Annotated in this window: 5 protein-coding genes; 4 read left to right on the top strand and 1 reads right to left on the bottom strand. The window is 70.2% G+C overall.

The genetic code is table 11. The features are described 5' to 3' along the window. Positions 1 to 250 (bottom strand): alpha/beta fold hydrolase (locus RMO85_RS19000; RefSeq protein ID WP_397204359.1); only part of this gene is annotated, 250 nt, incomplete at its 3' end. Between the two features lie 153 nt (positions 251 to 403). Between RMO85_RS19000 and RMO85_RS18995 the strand changes: the two genes are divergently transcribed. The 4 genes from RMO85_RS18995 to RMO85_RS18980 all read left to right on the top strand — a co-directional run bounded on the left by RMO85_RS18995 (position 404) and on the right by RMO85_RS18980 (position 4,225). Then, positions 404 to 1,612, top strand: coding sequence for a helix-turn-helix domain-containing protein (locus RMO85_RS18995; RefSeq protein ID WP_310530280.1), 1,209 nt, complete (start codon positions 404 to 406; stop codon positions 1,610 to 1,612). A 78-nt stretch (positions 1,613 to 1,690) separates the two neighbouring features. Then, a complete protein-coding gene (locus RMO85_RS18990; protein ID WP_310530279.1) occupies positions 1,691 to 2,875 on the top strand; it encodes an acyltransferase domain-containing protein in 1,185 nt (394 codons plus the stop codon). Then, a complete protein-coding gene (locus RMO85_RS18985; RefSeq protein WP_310530278.1) occupies positions 2,875 to 3,888 on the top strand; it encodes a beta-ketoacyl-ACP synthase III in 1,014 nt (337 codons plus the stop codon). The genes RMO85_RS18990 and RMO85_RS18985 overlap by 1 nt, the downstream gene beginning before the upstream one ends. Before the next feature lie 91 nt (positions 3,889 to 3,979). Then, entirely contained in the window at positions 3,980 to 4,225 is a 246-nt protein-coding gene (locus tag RMO85_RS18980) for an acyl carrier protein (RefSeq protein ID WP_310530277.1), read from the top strand. Positions 4,226 to 4,361: the final 136 nt, after the last annotated feature.

Here is a 4,361-nt window from a genome sequence, read left to right as displayed (position 1 = left end):
GGTCGCGCTTGCCGTTGGGGTAGCCGCCGACGCTGTAGTCGGCCCGCGGCTTGGCCGCGGCCCCGTGGCCGAGCATAACGGGTGCGATCACGGGGAAGCGCTTGGCAAGCGACTCGATGACCGGCGCCCAGGTGGTGTGGTCACACCCGAGCCCGTGGAGCAGCAGCAGGGCAGGACCGGAGCCGGTCTTGAGGAACGCGCGCCGATGTCCGTGGATCTCGACGAACTCAAGCTCAGGCAGATCGCTCACGTGCACTCCCGGATCGAATGATTTGCGCGATTCAACCAGACCGCCGCCCGCTCGGACCCATCGTTGCCCACACCCCACGCCAGTTGTGTGTTGTTTGTTACCTCCAGACACCTGGTGGGTGACGGAAGTGACCGGTGGGACTAGATTCGACGGGTGCCGACAGCCGAGCCGTCCCGTCGCCGCGCTGCCGCCGCCCTGCAGCGCTCGACCGGCGCCCTCAGCACGGCCGCCATGGCCAAGATGGCCAGCGACCTCGAGTGGTTCCAGGAGCTCAGCGCCCAGGACCGGTCCTGGGTCGGGCTCGTCGTGCAGGGCGGCATCAAGGGCTTCATCGACTGGTTCGGGCTCGACACTCACCTGGATGCGCTCCACGCCGGTGACACGCCGCCACTCGCCTCGGCGGTCTTCGGTGCCGCGCCTCGAGAGCTCACCGGGGTCATCGACCTGAAGCAGACCGTCGACCTCGTCCGGCTGAGCATCTCCGTCGTCGAGGCCAACATCGATGCCTTCCTCGACCCGGCGGACGCCTTCGAGGTGCACCAGGCCATCCTGCGCTACGGCCGCGAGGTCGCGTTCGCGACGGCCGAGGTCTACGCCCGTGCCGCCGAGGTCCGGGGCGCCTGGGATGCGCGCCTCGAGGCGCTGGTCGTGGACGCGGTGCTGAGGTCGGAGGCAGACGAGGCGGTGCTGTCCCGCGCCAGCGCACTGGGGTGGGGCGCGCGCGGAGATGTGGCAGTCGTGTTGGGGGCTGTCCACGCTCAGCGCACGGAGACCGACATCTTCGAGCACGTCCGCCGCGTCTCGCAGGCGGCCGGGATGGACGCGCTGTGCGCCACGCAGGGCGACCGGCTAGTCGTGGTGCTCGGCGGCGTGAGTGACCCCTACGACGCCGCGCTGCGCATCGTCGACCACTTCGGGCCCGGCCCCGTGGTCGTGGGCCCGGTCACCGACGACCTGAGCCACGCCCATGCCTCCGCCAGGGCAGCGATGTCGGCACATCGCTCGGCCGCGGGCTGGCCGGAGGCACCCCGCCCGGTGCGCAGCGACGAGCTCCTGCCCGAGCGAGCGCTCGCCGGCGACGGTCACGCCCGTCGACACCTCGTCGACCAGGTCTATCTGCCTCTCCTGGGCGCGCGCGGCACCCTGATCGAGACGCTGGCGGCGTACTTCGAGCACGGGTGCGCCATCGAGGCGGCCGCGCGCCACCTCTTCGTCCACCCCAACACGGTCCGCTATCGCCTCAAGCAGGCCACCGAGGTGACCGGCCTGGCGCCCACCTCCGCCCGAGATGCCTTCACGCTGCAGATCGCCCTCGTGCTGGGCCGCCAGTCCGGCCGCCAAGCGCCGGACGCTTCCTTGTAGGAACCCTACAAAGAACTGGGGTCCAGATTCGTGCGGGTCCGAGGCGCATGCCTGGGCGGCACCCGGCAGGCTGGTCCTGTGCTCGTCATCGTCGCTCCCGGCCAAGGGGCCCAGACCCCCGGTTTCCTCAGCCCATGGCTCGAGGACCCCGTCTTCGCCTCGCGCCTCGACTGGCTCTCGACCGTCGCCGGGCTCGACCTCGCCGACTACGGCACCAACGCCGACGCGGAGACGATCCGCGACACCAGGATCGCCCAGCCGCTGTTGGTGGCGACCGGACTGGTCGCGGCGCTGGACCTCTTCCCGCACCCCGCGGACGCATTCGCGCGGATCGGCGCGGTGGCCGGCCACAGCGTCGGCGAGCTGTCCGCCGCCGCCGGTGCCCGGGTGATCACCGCAGAACAGGCCATGGTGCTGGTCCGTGAGCGCGGGGCCGCGATGGCCACGGCGTCGGCCCTGACCCCGACCGGCATGACCGCCGTCCTCGGTGGCGACCGGGAGGAGGTGCTGGCAGCTCTCACGCTCCACGGTCTCACTGCCGCCAACGACAACGGCCCCGGTCAGATCGTCGCCGCCGGCACCCTCGAGCAGCTGGCCGCCTTCGCCGACGCTCCGCCCGCGAAGGCCCGGCTGATTGCGTTGTCGGTGGCCGGCGCCTTCCACACGAGCCACATGCAGTCGGCCGTCAGCCACCTCGCCGGGCTCGCGCGCTCGGTCTCGACCCATGACCCGCGTACGCCGGTCATCTCCAACCGGGACGGCCAGATCATCCACGACGGAGGCGACGTCATCGCCCGCATCGTCGGCCAGATCGCCAGCCCGGTGCGCTGGGACCTGTGCATGGAGACCATGCTCGACCTCGGCGTCACCGGCATCTTGGAGATGCCCCCGGCCGGGACCCTGACCGGCATCGCCAAGCGCGCCATGAAGGGCGTGGAGACCTTCGCCCTCAAGTCGCCCGACCAGCTCGATGACGCGCGAGCCTTCGCGGACAAGCATGGGGAGGCCTCGCAGATCGAGACCTCCCCGACGTGGCGGATGGTCGTCTCGCCGGGCAAGGGCACGTTCCACCGCGCCGCGGAGGCCGCCGATGCCGGCCTGCTCCCGCCCGGCGCCGCCATCGGCGAGGTCGCCAGCACGCGCGACAGCACCGTCGTCAAGGCCCTGCACGGCGGCAGCGTCGTCGAGTGGCTGGTTGAGGACGGCGACCTGGTCTCGCCCGGCCAGCCGCTGCTGCGCCTGCACCCCGAGGGAGTCTCCTGATGACCGCGATCAGTGCAGCCACCGGCGCACCGCACGCCGCAGTGCTCGGCATCGGCGCCTACCGCCCCGTGCGTTCCGTGCCCAACTCCGAGGTGATCGACGCGATCGACTCCAGCGACGAGTGGATCCAGCAGCGCTCGGGCATCAAGGCCCGCCGATGGGCGGGCCCTGAGGAGTCCGTCCAGATGATGTCGGTCGCCGCGTCGCGGATCGCTCTCGAGCGGGCGGGCCTCGACGCCCGCCAGATCGACTGCGTGGTTGTCGCGACCGTCAGCCACATGCTCCAGACCCCGGCGGTGGCCACCGCCATCGCGCATGAGCTCGGCACCGAGCAGGCCGCGGCCTTCGACATCTCCGCGGCCTGCTCCGGGTTCTGCCACGGCATCTCCCTGGCCTCCGACTTCGTCAGGGCCGGAAGCGCCCGCCACGTCCTGGTCATCGGCGTCGAGCGCCTCACCGACATCCTTGACGTCACCGACCGCGGCACGGCCTTCATCTTCGCCGACGGCGCCGGTGCGGCCGTCGTCGGACCGAGCGACACCCCGGGCATCGGCCCGGTCGTGTGGGGCTCCGACGGCGAGCAGTTCGACCTGATCCGCCAACGTGAGGACTGGCGCGACGTCGTCGGCACCCCCGAGGTGCCCGGCAGCGGCGTGATGCCGCACCTGACGATGCAGGGAAACCCCGTCTTCCGGTGGGCCTCCTTCGCGATGGCCAAGATCGGCCAACAGGCCCTGGACAAGGCCGGCATCACCCTCGACGACCTTGACGTCTTCGTGCCGCACCAGGCCAACATGCGCATCATCGACGCGATGGCCCGCTCGATGAAGCTGCCGGCCCGGGTGCGTATCGCCCGCGACATCGCCGAGCAGGGCAACACCTCCGCCGCGTCGGTGCCGCTGGCGCTCGAGCGGATGATGGTCGAGGGCGAGGCCAAGTCCGGCGACATCGCTCTGCTCATCGCCTTCGGCGCCGGTCTCTCCTACGCCGCCCAGGTCATCGTCGTCCCGTAGCCCCCCTGAGTTTCACACCAGCAGTACCCACTTGGCTGTACCCACAATGCTTCACCCACAATGCTCCACCCATCAATGGAAGGAAGGCCCAATGGCCACCACCGAAGAGATCCGCGCCGACCTTGCCGAGATCGTCAACGAGGTCGCCGGCATCGACGCCGACGACGTGCAGCTCGACAAGTCCTTCGTGGACGACCTCGACGTCGACTCCCTCTCCATGGTTGAGGTCGTCGTGGCCGCCGAGGAGAAGTTCGGCGTGACCATCCCCGACGACGAGGTCAAGAACCTCAAGACCGTCGGCGACGCCGTCTCGTTCATCACTAAGGCTCAGGGCTAAGACCTGCGCCGATGAACAGGCCGGCCGGCATCCGCCGACCGGCCTGTTCGTGCGGGACTTGCCTCCCGCGTTTCCACGCCTCACGGGGAGTTATGTTATGACCAAAAAGATCGTTATCACTGGCATCGGCGCGACC

Source organism: Nocardioides sp., assembly GCF_031422975.1.
GTDB lineage: Bacteria > Actinomycetota > Actinomycetes > Propionibacteriales > Nocardioidaceae > Nocardioides.
The sequence above is the reverse complement of the archived record's forward strand: the minus strand, read 5'-3'. Positions and strand labels throughout refer to the sequence as shown.